Source organism: Streptomyces sp. NPDC058157, assembly GCF_042884105.1.
GTDB lineage: Bacteria > Actinomycetota > Actinomycetes > Streptomycetales > Streptomycetaceae > Streptomyces.
Window position 1 is genome coordinate 144,452 of sequence record NZ_JBHVUQ010000001.1, and the last position, 16,715, is coordinate 161,166.

Sequence of the window (16,715 nt, forward strand, 5' to 3'; positions counted from 1 at the left end):
GAGCTCGGGCGGGACCTGCTCCGCGCGCCGGGCCACGACCTCGGCGGGGATGACCAGCGCTTCCTGGACGGTGACGCCGTCGAAGCGGGCGGTGGCGTCGACGACCGCCGCGGCGCCGCGCTCGCGCACGTCGTCGTAGAGCTTCTGGAGGTCCTGGCGTACGGCCTCGGAAGCCAGTTCGGCGGCGGCTCCGAGTTCGGTGAGGCGCTGGAGGAATTCGGGGTCGGTGTCCGTGAGGACGTCGAAAGCGGTCATGGCTGGTAGACCTCCGGGACGGGGCGCGGGTCGATGAGGACGTCGAGGACGGTGGGGCCGCCGGCGGCGCGGGCCGCGTGCAGGGCGGCGTCGAGTTCGTCGGCGGTCCGCACCGTCTGCGCCCGCGCCCCCAGCGACCGGGCGAGGAGCACGTGGTCCGAGGGCGGCAGGTCGGCGGCGACGACCGGATGGCCTTCGCGTTCGAACCAGGCGCGCTGGGTGCCGAGCGTGCCGTTGTTGAAGACGACCCAGGTGACGGCGGCCTGCTCCGCCACGGCGGTGGAGACCTCCAGGGCGCCCATCATGAAGCCGCCGTCGCCGCAGACGCAGATCACGCGTTCGTCGCTGCTGCGGTCGGCCCGCGCCAGCCAGGCGCCGGGCGCCCCGGCGACGGCGTGGCCCATGGTGCCCAGGCCGCCGTTGATGATGAACCGGTTGTCCCCGCGGGTGCGCAGGTGCCGTTCGCCCCAGTAGGCGTTCTGGCCGATGTCGGCGACGACCGTGGTGCGCTCGTCGAGGTGCCGGTTGATGGTCTCGCAGACGGTGACCGGGTGCAGGGCGTCGCTCCCGCCCGTGTCGACCTCGTCGGGGAACCGCCGGCGCATGGCTTCGGCCCAGGCCTGCCCGTCGGGGACGGTGCCGGGGTCGAGTGCGGCGAGGCGGCGTACGACGTCACCCGCGTCGCCCAGGATGCCCCGGCCGAATTCGCCGTGCGTCTCCAGCTCGCGCCGGTCGTTGTTGATCCGGACGATGCGGTCGCCGCGCAGGGTGTCGGGCCATCCCGAGGTGCTGAGGTAGGTGAAGGCGACGCCCGCGGCGACGACCAGGTCCGCCTCGTGGTGGAAGGCCTCGTTCGCGGCGCGGGTGCCGAACACGCCGACGGGGCCGAGGACGTGGGGGTCGGTCTCGTCGAGGACCGACTTGGCCAGGAAGGTGCCGGCCACGGCCATGCCGCGGGACCGGGCCAGTGCCAGGGCGTCGTCCAGGGCTCCGCTGCGGGCGACGCCGTTGCCGATCAGCAGCAGGGGCCGCTCGGCGGTGCGCAGGGCCGCGTCCAGGGCCAGGAGCTCCTCTTCGGTGGCCCGCACGGGGGCCGGCGCCGCGGGGGCCCCGGCCTCGGGGAGATCACCGTAGTCGGGCACCAGTTCGAGTAGCAGATCGCTGGGGATGTCGACGTGGACCGGGCCGGGGCGTCCTGTGGTCGCCAGGCGCAGGGCCTCGGTCAGGTCGGGGATCAGCCGTTCGACGGAGACCGGCTGGAAGCTCCCCTTGGTGGTCGACGCGAACATCGCGCGGATGTCGGGGGTCCGACCGATCCCGGTGCCCTCCTGGATGCCGTACCGGCCGAACTCGTAGGTCGCGGCCTGCGCGGTGATCGCGATGACGGGGACGCTGTCCATGTAGGAGGCGGCGAGCCCGGTCAGCAGGTTGATGGCGCCGGGGCCCGAGGTCGCCAGGGCGCAGCCGATGCCGCCGAGCCGGGCGTGCATGTCCGCCATGAACGCGGCGCCCTGCTCGTGGCGGGTGAGGACGACGGGGATGCCGTGCTCGTTCGCCATCTCGTGGAACAGCGGGAGGATCCGCTGGCCGGGGATGCCGAAGGCGCGCCGGATGCCGGCCGCCGCGAGGACGGAGGCGACGGCGGCCGCTCCGGTCTGCTTGGTCACAGCGCCCCCACGGGGGTGTCGAGCCGGTCGTGGACGTCCGCGATGGCGGAGACGACCCGGTCCACGGCGTCGGGACGGCACACGCCGATCCGGACGTGCCGGTCGAAGCCGAGGGAGTGGCCGTCCCGTACCTGGATCGCGTGCTCCGACACGATCTGCCGGACGAACGCCTCCCGGTGCGGGCCGACCTCGGCGAGTACGAAGTTGGCCTGTGAGGGCAGACATCGGATGCCGTGCGCGGCCAGGCCCTCGGTGATCAGGGCGCGGGAGACGATGGAGTCACGCACCACGCGGCGCAGGTGGTCCTGATCGCGCAGCGCGGCGGTGGCCGCGGCGATCGCGACGCGGTTGACGTTGTAGGGCAGGACGTTGCGCAGCCTGGCCATGGAGTCGATGACGCGCGGGTTGCCTATGGCGTATCCGCAGCGCAGCCCCGCGAGGCCGTAGGCCTTGGAGAAGGTGCGCAGCACCACGACGTTCCTGGTGTCGCCGATGCGCGTGAGACCGGAGGTGAACTCCTGCGCCACGGCGAACTCGGCGTACGCCTCGTCGAGGACGAGGACGCCGCCGCCCTCCACCGTCGCTTCGTGGACGCGGCGGATCTCGTCGGCGGCCAGGGCGCGTCCGAGGGGGTTGTGCGGGTTGCAGACGATCGTGATGTCCGCGGTACGGGCCTGGTCGACCAGGGCCTCTATGTCGGGGCCGCTCTCGTCCAGGGGGACGAGGCGCGTGGTGAGACCGGCGGTCTCGAAGGCGGCGGTGTAGCCGGCGAAGGTGCGCTCCGTCGTGACCGCGAGGCCTCCCGCGGCACAGGTCGCCAGGACGGTGAGGAGGATGAGCTCGTCCGCGCCGTTGCCCACCAGGACCCAGTCGGCGGGTACCCCGTAGTGGGCGGCGAGCGCACCGCGCAGGGGCTCGGTGTCGGAGTTCGGGTAGTGGTTGATCCGCTCGACCTCCGCACGGGCGGCGGCCAGGGCCTCGGGTGAGGCGCCGAAGGGGCTCTCGCTCAGTGCCAGGCGCTCCACGCCCCGCGGATCGAGGGCGTGGGGGCCGGCTTTGAAGGGGACGAGACTGGGGAATTCACGCACTGGCTGTGACCTCTTGGGGCGTGGGCTCGGGTATCTCTGACTCCTGCCGGGTGACGACCGCGTTGCCGAACCATTCCTGCAGTTCCCGCATGCGCGCGTCGAGTTCCTCGGCGGTGGGGGCCTGGAGCGTGACGTCCGCCAGGCGGGCGGCGGTCCAGACCGTGGTGTCCGGCACGCTGTCGTCCGGCCCGACGAGGTAGCGGAAGTCGGTGACTCCGGGCCGGCGGAGCACCTCGTCCTCGGTGGGGCGCGCAACGATCCGGCCGGGGGACGCCGACAGGTAGGTCCAGGCGACGTGCTCCTCGGTCGGCGGGCCCGGGGGCGTCACCGGCAGGCCGGCGGCGATCTCGACCCCGGCCCGGTAGAGGTCCATGCCGAGCTTCTGGTGGATCGCCTCGCGGATCATGGCGCCGCCGAGGCGCGCGCCGCATTCGCCGAACACCAGGCGGTCGGGGTCTTCCTGGTGGAACGCCTCCAGGTGGAACACGCCGTCGCGCAGGCCCAGGACCGACAGGCTGCGCCGGACCAGGTCCTCGCCCAGCTGGTACGCCCACTTCTCGCGCTCGGGGTCCAGGCAGGTGCTCCACAGGAGCGGTCCCTGGCGCGTATCGATGGGGTTCACCCCGTAGCGCGACACGGAGAGGAACCCGAGTTCGCCGTCGAGCACGTAGCCGTCGAGGTGCCATTCTTCGCCCGAGACGAAGGACTCCGCGATGAAGGTGCGGCGGCCGAGGACCTCGGGGGTCTCCCGGTGCGCCCGCACCTCGGCCTGGGCCCGCTCGACGTCGGCGACGTCGCGGGTCAGCACGGTCATCGAAGTGCCCGCACCGGCGATGGGCTTGAGGACCGTGGGGAAGCCGAACTCCGCCACCCGGGACGGGACACCGGCATCGAGGATGTCGGGGATCTCCAGGTGGGCCGGGAGGTCGAAACCCGCCGCGGTCAGGTGGTCCTTCTGCAGTGCCTTGTCGCGGAAGCGGCACATCACCTCCGCGTCGGGTCCCCGTACGCCCAGGTGGCGGGCCACGAGCGCGGCGGAGGCCAGGGCCCATTCCTCCTGGGTGTGCACGGCGATGCAGCCGGAGAGGTCGAGCCGGGCCACGGCCCGCAGCACGTGCTCGACGTTGGCGAGTTGTTCCACCAGCATCGACTCGTCGGCCTCCGCGGGGTCCACCTGACCGCTGTCGAGCTGGCCGGGCGCGTACAGCACGACGGTGCGCAGACCGAGCTCGCGGGCGATGCGGATGTAGGGGGTGCGCCATCCGAGGAGGAGGATGGTCGGCTTGGGGGTCATCAGGATCCCTCCTGTCGAATCGTCACGGACGCGGCGTGGGCGGGGAATCCCTCGTGGACGGCGAGGGTCTTCACCGCCGGTGCGATCCGCTCGAACGCGTTGCGGTCCAGCGCGGCGATGGCGATGCGCTTCATGTAGGTCGCCGTGGTGACTCCGCTGGTGATGCGGGCGAAGCCCGCGGTGGGCAGCGTGGCCGGGGTGCCGATGGCGAAGTTCGACGCGGCGAAGGTGGTCCACTGGCCCAGCAGGACGGTGCCGGCGTGGCGCACCAGGGGCAGCAGCGACTCGGGCTCGGCCACGGCCAGCTGGAGGTGCTCGGGCGCGTAGTCGTTGGCGATGTCCATGGCCTCGGACAGGGACGGCACCAGGACGATGCCCCCGTTGTCGTGGAGGGAGCTGTGGGCGTACCGGCGGCGCGGTTCGGGCAGCAGGGCCATCTGGCGCGCCACTTCCTCGGCGGCCCGCGCCAGTACGGACGCGTCGGTGCCGACGAGGACGGCGGACGAGTCCGGGCCGTGCTCGGCCTCGTTCAGCAGATCGGCGGCCAGGAGGTCGGGACGGGCCTGCCCGTCGCAGACGATCAGGGAGTCGCTGGGGCCGTAGCCGACCTCGACCAGGCAGCCGCTGCGCTGGACCTCGCGCTGGGCCAGGGCCACCGCGGGGCTGCCCGGGCCCACGATCTTGTCGACGCGCGGGACGGTTTCGGTGCCGTAGGCGAGTGCGGCGATTCCGGCGGGCCCGTTGACCCGGTAGACCTCGTCGATGCCGAGCTCCTGCGCGGCGACGAGGACCGCCGGGTCCACCTGGCCCGGCGTGCCGGCGACGGGCGGCACCGCGACGGCGATGCGCGGCACGCCGGCCACGACCGCGGGAGTCGCGATCTGCACCAGGACCGAGGGGAAGGAGCCCTTCCCGCAGGGGACGAAGAGTCCCACGCTGTCGAGCGGCTTGGCCGTGACCCCGAGGAGGGTCCCGTCCCCCCGCTCCTGCCAGGAGGCGTGCCCCCGTTCCTTCTCGCTGAAGGCGCGCACCTGGGCGATGGCGACGCGGATGGCCTCGGTCGTGGCCGGGTCGAGCGCCTCCCGCGCCGCCGCGAACTCGGCGGCCTCGACGCGGATGTGGCGGGGCGACAGGTCGATGCCGTCGAACTGCTTGAGGGCCTGGAGCAGTGCGGAGTCCCCCCGGGTGCGGACGTCCTCGATCAACTGCCGGATGCCGTCCAGCAGGGCGTCGTCGGCGGGGGAACCGGCCGCCGGGCGGACCGGCCTGGAGAAGCGCTTTCGTGCCTCGGGCGAGGCGGTGGCCCAGTCGAGCACGAGAGCCGATGGAGAGTCAGTCATCACAATCCCCTGGTACGAACAAGCATGCGGAACACGCGAATCAACATGACAGTCACAGGAACGTTCGCCGTCCGTTTCGACGGGTGGGCGCAGGCGCCATGGCCTCCCCCTGGAAATGAGCAGGCGGTGCCCGTGTCACGTGGTTCGCACGGTGTGGGCCCCCGGAGCGTCAGCGCCGGTACCGACGACGACACACGCACTCACCGCCTCTTGGGGCCGCACCGCCTGGGCAGGCGGTACGGCGGGTGGGCGAGGTGTCCGTCAGTAGCTGATCTTGCACGAGTGTTTATCAAGCGACGGCGACTGTCAACGACCTTTCCCGCCCCAGCCCCCTGGAGACCCTCGCGCAGCCTCCCTCAACTTGCCTTCTGAACTGGTCTTTTGATGAAAGTGACCGAAAGTTAAGAAGGAGTGCGGGCGAGTCGCACCATGATCAACGTTCATCCCAAAGTTTGAACATCTGCACAGTAAACCTTGCCGACCCCCCGTCGGCAGCTACAGTGATCTTGATCGGCGCCGAGAGGCTCAGCCTCCCGCCCGGGAGCCGTCCCGGCCCTCCCCGACGCTCGGCAAGGCACCCGCCCCGCGAGGCCCCCTGACAGCCGGCCTCGACCTGACGGGCCCGGATTTCGAGACCCAGACCGGGGACTCTGCCCCGGTCTCTCCTTCCACAGAAGAGGCCGCCTCGTGACGACCACAGCCCTCCCCCATTCCCCTGCACGCACGCAGGCACCGGCCGGGTTCCGGCCCTCGTTCCCGCTGCGCCTGGACGAACTGCACGGCTCACTGTCCGACCCGGTGCTCGGCTCGATGACGCTCCTCAACGAGATCACCGGCCGGTACCCCGACGCGGTCTCGTTCGCCGCGGGCCGCCCGTACGAGAACTTCTACGACCCCGCACAGCTGCACGCCTGCCTGGAGCGGTTCACCCGCCACCTCGAGGACGAGCTCGGCCGGACCCCGGCACAGGTGCGCACCGCCCTCTTCCAGTACGGGCACACCAAGGGGCTGCTGACGCAACTGCTCGTGCGGAACCTCGCGGTGGACGAGGGCATCACGGCCGAACCGGACTCGATCGTGGTCACCACGGGATGCCAGGAGGCCATGATCCTGCTGCTGCGGGCCCTGCGCACCGACGACCGCGACGTCATCCTGGCGCCGGCGCCCACCTACGTGGGCTTCCTCGGCGCCGCCCGGCTGATGGACATGCCCGTGCTCCCCGTGCGGGAGGGCTCCGGCGGCATCGACGTCGACGACCTCGTCACCCAGGTCCGCGGCGCCCGCGCGGCGGGGCTGCGGCCGCGCGCCTGCTACGTGGTGCCCGACTTCGCCAACCCCAGCGGACTGAGCATGAGCCTGGCCGACCGCGAACGGCTGCTGGAGGTCGCCGCGGCGGAGGACGTCCTGCTGATCGAGGACAACCCCTACTCCCTGTTCAACGCCGGCGCCGAACGCCTGCCCACCCTGAAGTCACTCGACCGGCGCAGGGGCGTCGTCTACGTGGGCTCCTTCGCCAAGACCGTCTTCCCCGGCGCCCGGGTCGGCTACGTCGTCGCGGACCAGCCCGTCGCGGGGGTCACCTCCGGTGACGGCCCGCTGCTCGCCGATCAGCTCGCCAAGCTCAAGAGCATGCTCACGCTGAACACCTCGACCATCTCGCAGGCGGTGATCGGCGGCAAGCTCCTGGAGAACGCGTGCAGCATGGCTTCCGCCACCCGGCGCGAGGCCGAGGTGTACGCCCGCAACCTGCAGGCCGTGCTCGACGGCCTGCGCCGGCACTTCCCCGACCCCGCGGCCGGGGTCAGCTGGAACGTCCCGGGCGGCGGCATGTTCGCCGTCGTGACCCTGCCCTTCGAAACCGACGACGCCGTGCTCGAATACTCCGCCGCCCGCTTCGGGGTGCTGTGGACGCCGATGCGGCACTTCTACGCGGGATCCGGCGGCACGCACCAGATACGGCTCTCCTTCAGCGTCCTGACCCCCGAACAGATCGACCTGGGCCTGGGCCGCCTCGCCGCCCTCGTCCGCGACCGCACCGCCCGGTGAGAAGCGGTCCGGTCCCGCGGGCGAGCGGGATCGGCCGCGCTCTCCGGAAACGGGTCCGACCGGGCACGCCCTCGCGTGCCCGGTCGATGCGCCCGGCCGTCGTGTCGCCGATGGTTCAGCCCGTGAGCAGCCGTTCGAGGACGATCGCGATCCCGTCCGCCTCGTGTGACGCCGTGACCTCGTCCGCCACGGCCTTCAGATCGCCGTGCGCGTTCTCCATCGCCACCCCGTGCCCCGCCCACCCGAACATCGGGATGTCGTTGGGCATGTCACCGAAGGCGATCGCGTCCTCCCCGACCAGCCCGAGCCTGCGTGCGGCCAGCTCGAGCCCCGTCGCCTTGGTCAGTCCCCGGGGCAGCAGCTCCACGACGCCCTCGCCGGCCATCACCACCCCCACCAGATCACCCACGACCCGCTGCGCCACGGCGGCGAGAGCGTCGTCGCCGAGCTCCGGATGCTGGATGTAGACCTTGTTCAGCGGCTCCGCCCACAGATCCGACCGGTCCTTCATCGGAACGTAGGGCAGCGGGTGCGCCGTCTCCTCCCCCTCGCCGGGCCTGTGGTAGTCCGCGGTGGCGACCACCGCGCCGTCGAGCCCGTCCCGGCTCACGGCCAGGGCCAGCGGGCCGATCTCGGCCTCGATCTTCGACAGGGCCAGATCCGCCGACCGCCGCCCGAGCCGGACCGACGTGATCAGCCGCCGCTCGCCCGCGTGGAAGACCTGAGCGCCCTGCCCGCACACCGCTATGCCCCGGTAGTCCAAGGCCTCCAGGATGGGCCGGGTCCACGGCACGGAGCGCCCCGTGACCACGATGTGCGCCGCACCGGCCGCGCCCGCGCGGGCGAGTGCGTCACGCGTCCGCGCCGAGACCGTGTCGTCGGCCCGCAGCAGCGTCCCGTCGAGGTCGGTGGCGACCAGCCGGTACGGAAAGCCCGCGCCTGCGGGCCGGGTCACCGTGTTCACCACGTCCGCCCTGCCGGGTTGCCGGCTGCCACGTCCCGCAGTTCGCGCACGAGCTCCTCCTCGTCCACGCAGAACCTGTCGAGGGAGTAGCGGTGGACTCCGTACTTGTGCTGGTGGAACTCCGCGACGTGCTCCGTGAGGCGCCGCTCGGTCTCGGCGGTGACCTCCAGCTTCAGGAACTCCATGATCGTGCACGCGGTGCCGACGGGATCGGCCGCGAGGCGGCTGTACGCGATGTCGAGGGACCTGCCGTCGACTGCGTTCGCCTGCTGGAACTCCTGCTGGGCGACGAGCAGCCGCTTGATCAGCGCACCGAGTTCCGCGCCGTAGGTGTGGACCGGCTGGTTCTCGTAGGACAGTTTGCGGACGCTCTCGTTGAGGCTGCAGAGCGAACCGAGCACCTCGGCGGGATCACGGTGGAGGTGGATGTAACGCGCGTCGCCGTACACCGTGTTGATCTCGTTGAGATTCAGCGCGTGGTAGGGGTCCTTGAGTACGAGGGTGCCTCCGGGGCGCCTCCAGAGGATCCGCTGCAGCTGGCTGCGGTGGGACCGGATCGCGGATTCCATCCCGGTGGACAGCAGCCACTGGACGTAGTCCGGCACGTCGAAGCAGAACGCGAAGAGGAAGCTGCGCAGTTCGTTCATGAGGAGCCAGGTGCACTCCTCCGGCCCTTCGGCCGACTGGAGGTGGATGGAGCGGAAGCTCGGGGTGTTCCGGTGCTGCAGTTCCAGCCCTGCCCGGGTGTTCCGGATGAGGTCTTCCCGGCTCTGGCCCCGGGGCGTGGCCGGGGACTGGAGTTCCCAGAACAGCGGTGCGCGGAGGGCGGGATGAAGGGAGAGGAGGTTGTGGAGCAGTGTGGTGCCGCTCCGCGGCAGACCCAGGATGAACACGGGTTCGCGGATCTCGGTCTGCGCGATGTCCGGGTTCCTCCGGAGGTTCTCCGTGAGGTGCAGACGGTTCTCCAGGGCGGCGAGGGGCATGCCGCGCGCGCACGTTCTCCCGTACGGGCTCAGCGCGTCGACGGTCTTGTGCAGTGAGGCGAGCAGGACGTCGAGGCCCTCTTCGAAGCCCGTCTCCCCGAAGTCCGACAGCCCGGTCCGGTCGGCCGCCTCCTCCATGAGCCGTTCCTTGGTCAGCTGTCGCAGGAGTACGTCGTCACCCATGTTCCGCCCCTTACCAGTTCGCGTTGTCCGTATTGCGGCGTCGGCTCACGGCCACGGCCCGCCCCGGGAGAGTCCCCGCCCCCGCTTCAGCCGGTGACGCAGAGACCGGCTGAGATTGATCTAGCGTTCATCAACGGCCAGTTGAGTGTCAAGATCGAATGATCGACAGGACCGGTACCGGAAGGGGATACGTGACAGGTATGTATCCGTTGACCTGCTGGTTCATTCCACAAGCGGAGTAGGAAAAGCCACCCCGGACACCCGCTGCGAGGCTCCGTCACATGCACCGGGACAGGCCTCACGACTTGAACATCTGTGCAGTAGAGTGATCGGGTGGCCGGCTGCGACCGGGCTCGTTGCTGTCGAGAGGAAGCACCTATGTCACGTCAGGCGCGCTCGGAGGAGCGCAAGAGACAGTTGGTCGTGGCGGCCGAGGAGTGCATCGCGGAGCTGGGGCTGTCCGCCCTCACCATCCGGGAGATCGCGTCCCGGGCCGGACTGTCTCCCGGCTCGGTGCTGTACCACTACCCGGAGACGGACGACCTCGTGTACGACGTGCACCGGGCTCTGGTCAACCGCTACGTGGACCACCGCATGCAGGCCCTGTCCAGGGTGGTGGACCCTGCCCAGCGCCTGATCCGGGCCTTCGAGTCGGGGCTACCGTCCCACCCCGAGGACCAGGTCTGCGGCATGCTGTACGAACTGCACGGGCTCGCGGCCCGGAGCAAGCAGCACGCGGCGCTGATGACCTCGCTCTGGGACCGGGAGATCATGCTGTACGAGAGCATCATCGACAGCGGACTGGCCGCCCGGCAGTTCCGTGCGGATTCCTCCGCACGCTCCGTCGCGGAAGCCCTGCTGGCGATGGAGGACGGCCTCGGCCTGCACATCGTCAGCCGCAACGGCTCGATCTCCGTGCGCGACGCCCTGAAGATCCTGGTCAACGCCGCCTCGGCCTGGCTGAAGACGGACCTCTCGAAACACCTCTGACGGGCGGATGCGGGACGTGAGGGTGGCGGCCGACCGTCGCCCCGGGAGTGTCGGTGGCGGTACGTAGAGTCGTGGCATGACGCCGATCACGATCATCAGCGGGGACGCCACCAGTCCGCAGGCCAAGGGACCGAAGGTCATCGCCCACGTGTGCAACGACCTCGGCGGGTGGGGGAAGGGCTTCGTCCTGGCGGTGTCCCGACGCTGGCCGGAGCCCGAGGCGGACTACCGCGCCTGGCACCGGGGCCGCGCGGGCAACGACTTCGGCCTCGGCGCGGTCCGCCTGGTCCGCGTACGCCCCGACACCTGGGTCGCCAACATGATCGGCCAGCGCGGCATACGCTCGGGAAGCTCAGGAGTCCCCATACGCTACGACGCCCTCGAGCGGTGCCTGACGGCCCTCGCCGGCCACGCGCTCGAGCTGGGCGCCTCCGTGCACATGCCCCGCATCGGCTGCGGCCTGGCCGGCGGGAAGTGGTCCCGCGTGGAGCCTCTGATCAGCGCGGCTCTGAGCGCGAAGGGCGTGGCCGTCACGGTGTACGACCACGGCGGCGGCGGACGCTAGGCCCTGTCGTCAAAGTCCCGCCTGCCCCGCGACGCCTGGCACGCGCTCTCGCCGCACCGGGCGCCAGACCAAGTACGTCCAGTACGAGGTCTTGCGCCCGGCGCACCGAGAGCACGCACCAGACGCCGCGAGGCCGCCCTCCGGGCGACGGCGGGACTTTGACGACAGGACCTAGCCGCCCGCCGCCTCGGCCGATGCGGCTACCGGTGCTCCCTCGCAGGCGTCGGGTGGCGGGGCGTTCGACGTAGCGCTGGATGAACCTGGCGAGGGTGATCATGGCGACCGTCAGGCCGCCGGCCAGCGGCACCGGGGGGGGGACGCGGTCGCGGAAGTGGTGGATGACGGTCAGCTCCGCGACCATGTGGATGAGGTAGAGCGGGTACGTGATCGCGCCCGCGGTCCGCAGCCGGCGCCACTGGACGCGGTCGAGGGCACCCAGGGCGATCGCGGCCATGGCCGCGAAGGCCAGAGTGATCACGAGGCGGGCGGGCCAGACGTGCGCGTCGTGGTCCACGTTCGCGTCGAGGCGCGCCGCGACGTAGGTCTGCGCCAGCAGGAACTGCAGGACGACAATCACCCACAACAGCAGCGTCGGCCGGAAGCGGCGCATCAGGTGGAAGGCGATGCCCGCGACGAAGTACGGGGCGAACTGCGGCACGGCGAAGAAGTCGAGCAGACCGGAGCCGGCGGTGGGGGCGATGACGCCCGCCGCCGTCCACAGGCCACAGAACAGCACGCAGTTGCTGTAGGTCACGCCCCGCAGCAGCCACAGCACACCGGCGGTGAACGCGACGGCCGTCCAATGGGCGGGGTAGAGGCGGGAGATGCGCGAGATCGCGAAGCCCCCGAGCGTGCGGCCCCAGGTGCTCATGCAGATCACGAAGCCGCTGACGAGGAAGAAGACCTCGACGCCGAGCCAGCCGTTGAAGGGCCCGCCGGTGTGGGGGCGACGGCCACCGGCCCCGGACAGGACGTTCCTGCCGGGGCCGGTGGTGGGTCAGCTGATGGACTTGACGGCGCCCCAGCCGCTGTTGCCGACCTGGATGCTCGGGCCGTCGACGGGGCCGTGGATGTCGGTGCCGCCCCGGTAGAACTTGAGGGTGCCGTCGCCGGCGGTGGCCCACATGTCGGCCGTGCCGTCGAGGTCGGCGTCCGCGGCCCCGGCGATGAGCGGCCGGCTGGTGACGGTGTAGGCGCGGCCGAACTCGTTGCGGTCGCCGAAGGTCTTCCCGTCGGGCTGGCCGAGGTAGGCCCAGAGGACGCCGTCACGGGTGTCACGGGCCAGCAGGTCGGGGCGGCCGTCCTTGTTGGCGTCGCCGAGCGCGCTCAGGTCCATGACGTCCCAGCCGCCGTTGCCGATCTCGACGGGCGCGCCGACGGCCGCGTCGGCGCCCACGACGCCCGGGTACAGGAAGATCCTGTTGGAGTGCTTGACGACCAGGTCCGGCTTCCCGTCGCGGTTGGTGTCGCCGATGGCGACGACCTGGGCGTTGGCGGGCAGACTGCCGGCGATCTTGACCGGTGCGCCCAGGGTGCCGCCGCCGAGGTTGGGGTAGACGCGGACCTCGTTGCCGACGCGGGCGACGACGTCCTCCATGCCGTCACCGTTCCAGTCGCCCCGGTGCGTCACGGAGGCGCCCGCCCAGCCACCGGTGCCGATGATCGTGGGCGCGACGATGCCGCCGGTTCCGGTACCGGGGTACAGGCGGAGCTTGCCGGCGTCGTCGACCGCGACGAGGTCCGGCTTGCCGTCGCCGGTCAGGTCGCCGGGAACGGCGTAGGACGTGCTCGCGATCCAGGGGCGCACGTCGTCCACGCGGGTGGCGACGGCGCCGGTACGGGTCTCGGTGGCGGGCGTGCCGAGGCATCCGCCCTGCCACGAACGGCTGATGACGGCGAGGAGTTCCTGGGTGCCGTTCTTCTCGCGCAGCACGGGGCCGCCCGCGTCGCCCTGGCAGACGGCCCCGTCGCCGGAGGCGGTCAGGGCGATGTCGGCGGAGCCGTTGGCCGCCGCCGTGAAGGAAGCGGTGTGCAGGCGGTCGGGGACCCAGGCGGTCTTGGTCCGGCCGAAGCCGGCCGCCCGCACGGCCTCGTCGGCGCCCGCGGGGGTGGTGGCCAGGACGGCCGGCTTCAGGTTGGCGATGCCGGTGTCCAGCTTCACCATGACGAGGTCCCGCTCGGGGTGCGGGACGAGCCGGACCGCGGTGCGGGCGGCTGCTCCGGGGCTGGCCTGGGTCAGGTCCGTCCTGCCGACGGTGACCGTGGTGGCGGTCTTGGGGGCGCCGGCCTGGACGGTTCCGGTCGCGTCGGCGAAGCAGCTCGCGGCGGACAGGACCCATTGGGGGGCGACGAGTGTGCCCGTGCAGGCGCGCTCGGCGTTGCCGATGACGATGCGGGCGGTGTGCGAGTGGGCGGCCTGATCGGCCGGGGTGCCCTGCAGGGCATGGGCGGGCGAGGCCAGCAGGCCTCCGGCCACCGCGGCGACGGCGGCGGCCCCGCCGATCCATGCTCGGTGACTGCGTACGTGCGACATGACGTTCTCCGGAAGGTCGGTTCAGGGTGTTCCGCCCGCGCGGCACGGCGGGCGGCACGGCGGGCGGAGGGGGGGTCGGCTGCGGCGGTCCGGCGGGAGATCCCCGGCGGACGTCCGGTGGGGGCTACGAGGAGACGGTGATCTCGACGAGGACGTGATCGCGGCGCTCGGGGTCGGCGGCCTCCCCCACGCCCTTCCACTCGTTCGGGGCCACCGTCACGTTCTGCTTGCTGCCCTCTGCGGTCAGCGTCACGTCGGCCGCGTGGGTGGCGTCGCCCTTCATGCCGTACACCGCCGGAACCTCCAGGCTGAGGCGGCCGGTCTTCCCGGTGGCGCGGAAGCAGATCTTGCCCCGGGTCCGGGAGTACACCTCCATCAGCCCGGAGGCCGAGGCGCAGTCGGCGAGCACGATGTGCCCGTCGCCGCGCTTGAGGGTGATGCCGAGTTCGGCTTGGATCCTCGCGGCGTCCGGGTACGCGAAGTCCTCCACCGCGTAGGGCGGCAGGTCGGCGCTCACGGCGGCGGTGTCACGGGCGGGTGCCTCACTGGCGTGCGTCGTGGTGACGGCGAGGGTGATGCAGGCCGCGGCCGCCGCGGTGGTCGCGAGGACGCGTCGTACGAGCTTCATTGCGTTGTTCCTTTTCCTGTACAGGGGTGCGGGCCGCCGGGGCGGGTGTTGAGGACGAGGGGCAGAGGGGGCCGGGCCGGGGGCTACCACGTCAGCAAGCCGATCACCGTGCCCACCGCGCCGCCCGCGACGTGCTTGATCCTGGCGCCCACGGTGTTGGCCACACCTGACTTGCCGAGGTAGCCGGCCCTGCCGAGGAAGAGGCCGCCGAGCAGGAACACCCCGAGCGAGGTGTGGAACTTGCTGCTCTCCCAGCCGTAGGCCTGGCCGGTGAAGTAGGCGCTGACCCCCTTGAGGCCCACGGAGATTCCGCCGAGCACGAGAGCGGGCGGGCCGCTCGGCGCGGCGATGATCGAGGCGGTGCCGGCGATGGTCGACCAGTGTTTGGTGACCTTCGCCCAGTCCTGGGCGCTCCCCGTGTCGGAGGGCCAGAGCCCCAGGTCGACGTACCAGGGGGTGTCGTTGGCGGTGGTCTGCGCGGGGTCGGTGCCGTTCGCCTCGTTCCGCTTCGCTTCCTCGGCCGCCTGCTTCGCCCGCGCGACGGCCTCGGCCCGCTGCTTGGCCTGGGCGCTCTGGCGGGCGGCCGTGGCCGCGTCGGCGGCGGCCCGCGCGTCCTGGCCGGCCTGCAGCGCGGAGGCACGCGCCCGGCCGGCGCTCGCCTGGGCGCTCGACGCGGAGGAGGCCGCCTGCTGCGCCGACGCCATGGCCTGCCGCATCGAGTGGTTCGCGGAGCGGGAGGCCACCTGGGCGGCGGCGGCCGCCTGCTTGGCACTCGCCGCCGACTTGGCCGCTTCGGCCGCCGACAGGTCGGCGGCGTCCGCGTTCGTCTTCGCGTCCCGCGCCGCGGTCTCGGCGTCCGCGGCGTGGCCCTGCGCCTTCTGGGCCCACTGGCTCGCCTCCGCCGCGGCCTTACGGGCCTCGGCCGCCACCTTCGACGCCAGCGCCGCGTCCTCCAGGGCCCGCGCCGCGACCTTCGCGGCGAGCGCGATCGAGGCGCGGATAGCGGAGACGTGGGTGGCGTGGTCCTGGTCCAGCCGGGCGACGTCGAACCTGTCCTGGAGGACGAAGCCGCGCCGCATGCGGGCGGGGCCCTCCAGCACGATCTGCGCGGCCGACTTCATGTAGGGGCCGCCGGAGGAGAGGAGCGCGAACACCTGGGCCTGGTCGTCGACCTTCATCGCTTCCGCCAGTTCGACGGTGAGGAAGCGGTGCAGGACGGCGGCGCTCCCGTCGGCCAGGGCCGCTTCGGCCTTGGACTTGACGTTGCCGCCCGGGTTCTGCTGCAGGAGCTCGAACACCTTGACGCGGTTCTGCGTGGCGGAGGCCTCGATGACCCCCTGGGTGAGGAAATCGCGCGCCGCGTCCGGGTCGTCGCTCGCCAGTGCCCGGTGGGCGGCCGCGGCGACCTCCGAGCCTGCCGTCGTGGCGATGGCGAGCACGGTCTCCCGGTCGTCCTGCCGCTCGGCGAGGAGACGGTCGGTGTCGATCCAGTTGACGACGTCCTGTTCGGCGCCGGCGAGCGCGAACTCCGCGGCGTCGCTCGTCCAGGTGCCCGGTGAGTCGAGCAGCCGTACGGCGGCCTTCCGGCCGGCCGAGACGGCCGCGTCCAGGTCCCCGCGGCGCAACGCCTCGGAGGCGGTCGCGACGAGGTCCTTGATGTCCGTGGCGGTCCTGTCGGCCTGTGTGCGCTCCCGGGCCGTCCGGGCGATCTCCTCGGTCTCGGCCTGTGCCCTGAGGCGGGCCTCCTCGACTCCCATCGCGGTGTCCTCGGCGATGCGGGCGGTCTCCGCGTCGCGGGCCGCCCGTTCCACGGCCTGGGCTTCCTTGACCGCGTCGGCCGCCGTGTTGGCGGCCTGCAGCGCGGCCTCCGCGTAGGTGGTGGACCGCTTGGCGTACTCGATCGCCTTGCCCGCGTTCGCCGCCGCGTCGTCCGCCGCGGCCGCGGCCTTCTCCGCATGGTCTGCGGCGCTGTTGGCGGCGTCGCGTGCCGCACCGGCGGCGGTCGAGGCCCGGTTCGCCAGGGTCTGCGAGAGGGACGCGGCCCGGGCCGCTCGTGCGGCGGCCGCGTCGGCCTCGGCCGCCGCCGCCCGGGCCTCGTCGGCCTGGGTCTTGGCGCTGCCGGCGGAGGCGGCCGCGTCGGCGGCGGCGTTGGCCGCGGCCGCGGCGTTCTGGGCCGCGC

General features: G+C 72.1%; 12 protein-coding genes and 2 pseudogenes. 3 read left to right on the top strand and 11 right to left on the bottom strand.

The genetic code is table 11. The features are described 5' to 3' along the window. The 5 genes and pseudogenes from ACFVXK_RS00670 to hisD form a co-directional block, all read right to left on the bottom strand. Positions 1–255 (bottom strand): annotated as a pseudogene (locus ACFVXK_RS00670) (hypothetical protein); the annotation flags it as partial. Next, positions 252–1,922 (bottom strand): thiamine pyrophosphate-binding protein, encoded by a 1,671-nt coding sequence (locus ACFVXK_RS00675; protein WP_389609001.1) that lies wholly within the window; start codon positions 1,920–1,922, stop codon positions 252–254. The pseudogene ACFVXK_RS00670 and the gene ACFVXK_RS00675, both read right to left, overlap by 4 nt. Next, positions 1,919–2,947, bottom strand: coding sequence for a pyridoxal phosphate-dependent aminotransferase (locus tag ACFVXK_RS00680; RefSeq protein WP_389609003.1), 1,029 nt, complete (start codon positions 2,945–2,947; stop codon positions 1,919–1,921). Before ACFVXK_RS00680 ends, ACFVXK_RS00675 begins: the two co-directional genes overlap by 4 nt. Before the next feature lie 55 nt (positions 2,948–3,002). Further along, positions 3,003–4,304, bottom strand: a complete 1,302-nt coding sequence (locus ACFVXK_RS00685; protein WP_389609005.1) for an ATP-grasp domain-containing protein — start codon at positions 4,302–4,304, stop codon at positions 3,003–3,005. Then, positions 4,304–5,644, bottom strand: a complete 1,341-nt coding sequence (hisD, locus tag ACFVXK_RS00690; RefSeq protein ID WP_389609007.1) for a histidinol dehydrogenase — start codon at positions 5,642–5,644, stop codon at positions 4,304–4,306. Before hisD ends, ACFVXK_RS00685 begins: the two co-directional genes overlap by 1 nt. A gap of 687 nt (positions 5,645–6,331) precedes the next feature. Here hisD and ACFVXK_RS00695 point away from each other — a divergent pair. Then, positions 6,332–7,690 (top strand): PLP-dependent aminotransferase family protein, encoded by a 1,359-nt coding sequence (locus ACFVXK_RS00695; RefSeq protein WP_389609009.1) that lies wholly within the window; start codon positions 6,332–6,334, stop codon positions 7,688–7,690. Positions 7,691–7,805: 115 nt separating this feature from the next. Here the strand turns inward: ACFVXK_RS00695 and ACFVXK_RS00700 are convergent, their stop codons facing one another. Together ACFVXK_RS00700 and ACFVXK_RS00705 are read right to left on the bottom strand one after the other, a co-directional pair. Beyond that, positions 7,806–8,645 (bottom strand): HAD family hydrolase, encoded by an 840-nt coding sequence (locus tag ACFVXK_RS00700; RefSeq protein ID WP_389609011.1) that lies wholly within the window; start codon positions 8,643–8,645, stop codon positions 7,806–7,808. A 5-nt stretch (positions 8,646–8,650) separates the two neighbouring features. After that, positions 8,651–9,820 carry a sulfotransferase family protein gene (locus ACFVXK_RS00705; protein ID WP_389609013.1) on the bottom strand — a complete coding sequence of 390 codons (1,170 nt, stop codon included), beginning with the start codon at positions 9,818–9,820 and terminating at the stop codon, positions 8,651–8,653. A gap of 378 nt (positions 9,821–10,198) precedes the next feature. On the opposite strand from ACFVXK_RS00705, the gene ACFVXK_RS00710 reads away from it, so the two are divergent. Both ACFVXK_RS00710 and ACFVXK_RS00715 read left to right on the top strand, forming a co-directional pair. Next, complete coding sequence (locus ACFVXK_RS00710; RefSeq protein WP_389609015.1) at positions 10,199–10,810, top strand: TetR/AcrR family transcriptional regulator; 612 nt, start codon at positions 10,199–10,201, stop codon at positions 10,808–10,810. A gap of 76 nt (positions 10,811–10,886) precedes the next feature. Beyond that, positions 10,887–11,375 carry a macro domain-containing protein gene (locus ACFVXK_RS00715; RefSeq protein WP_389609017.1) on the top strand — a complete coding sequence of 163 codons (489 nt, stop codon included), beginning with the start codon at positions 10,887–10,889 and terminating at the stop codon, positions 11,373–11,375. On the opposite strand, the gene ACFVXK_RS00720 is transcribed toward ACFVXK_RS00715, so the two are convergent. The 4 genes and pseudogenes from ACFVXK_RS00720 to ACFVXK_RS00735 form a co-directional block, all read right to left on the bottom strand. Next, positions 11,341–12,246, bottom strand: coding sequence for an acyltransferase family protein (locus tag ACFVXK_RS00720; protein WP_389609019.1), 906 nt, complete (start codon positions 12,244–12,246; stop codon positions 11,341–11,343). The genes ACFVXK_RS00715 and ACFVXK_RS00720 overlap by 35 nt on opposite strands. Before the next feature lie 126 nt (positions 12,247–12,372). Then, positions 12,373–13,908, bottom strand: a complete 1,536-nt coding sequence (locus tag ACFVXK_RS00725) for an FG-GAP-like repeat-containing protein (RefSeq protein ID WP_389609021.1) — start codon at positions 13,906–13,908, stop codon at positions 12,373–12,375. A gap of 124 nt (positions 13,909–14,032) precedes the next feature. Continuing rightward, complete coding sequence (locus ACFVXK_RS00730; protein ID WP_389609023.1) at positions 14,033–14,536, bottom strand: hypothetical protein; 504 nt, start codon at positions 14,534–14,536, stop codon at positions 14,033–14,035. An 83-nt stretch (positions 14,537–14,619) separates the two neighbouring features. Continuing rightward, a pseudogene (locus ACFVXK_RS00735) lies at positions 14,620–16,715 on the bottom strand (hypothetical protein); the annotation flags it as partial.

Coding starts and splice junctions, on each gene's coding strand:
- ACFVXK_RS00715 (WP_389609017.1), top strand. CDS start 10,887: ATGACGCCGATCACGATCATCAGCGGGGACGCCACCAGTCCGCAGGCC.
- ACFVXK_RS00705 (WP_389609013.1), bottom strand. CDS start 9,820: ATGGGTGACGACGTACTCCTGCGACAGCTGACCAAGGAACGGCTCATG.
- ACFVXK_RS00725 (WP_389609021.1), bottom strand. CDS start 13,908: ATGTCGCACGTACGCAGTCACCGAGCATGGATCGGCGGGGCCGCCGCC.
- hisD (WP_389609007.1), bottom strand. CDS start 5,644: ATGACTGACTCTCCATCGGCTCTCGTGCTCGACTGGGCCACCGCCTCG.
- ACFVXK_RS00710 (WP_389609015.1), top strand. CDS start 10,199: ATGTCACGTCAGGCGCGCTCGGAGGAGCGCAAGAGACAGTTGGTCGTG.
- ACFVXK_RS00685 (WP_389609005.1), bottom strand. CDS start 4,304: ATGACCCCCAAGCCGACCATCCTCCTCCTCGGATGGCGCACCCCCTAC.
- ACFVXK_RS00730 (WP_389609023.1), bottom strand. CDS start 14,536: ATGAAGCTCGTACGACGCGTCCTCGCGACCACCGCGGCGGCCGCGGCC.
- ACFVXK_RS00720 (WP_389609019.1), bottom strand. CDS start 12,246: ATGAGCACCTGGGGCCGCACGCTCGGGGGCTTCGCGATCTCGCGCATC.